This window comes from Streptococcus sp. HMSC076C09, from assembly GCF_001837905.1.
GTDB lineage: Bacteria > Bacillota > Bacilli > Lactobacillales > Streptococcaceae > Streptococcus > Streptococcus parasanguinis_I.
Genome location: NZ_KV834619.1, coordinates 1 through 275, shown reverse-complemented (window position 1 = coordinate 275; position 275 = coordinate 1). Strand labels below are relative to the sequence as shown.

Annotated in this window: 1 pseudogene; it reads right to left on the bottom strand. The window is 39.6% G+C overall.

The features are described from left to right. Positions 1–275, bottom strand: a pseudogene (locus HMPREF2704_RS02110) (ABC transporter ATP-binding protein); the annotation flags it as partial.

Here is a 275-nt window from a genome sequence, read left to right as displayed (position 1 = left end):
GTTGTAAATCCCAAAGAAGAAATGATAATAACAGTCGGCTCAATATAATTATCTTCTAGCTGTTTTACATCATTTTCCAAGTCTGACAAAACTTCTTCATCCGCTATCCGACGGCTATATAGAAAAGTCTGAAAGATAGCCTTCTTAATACCCGACTTGAAGTCTGTCAGCACTCGTGCATAGTAATAACGTTTCCCCGCCAAACCCAGCAAGAGAATCAAATTTCCAACAATCCCCCAAAACAAGACCTGCCATAGCAAATGCAACTGGTGATT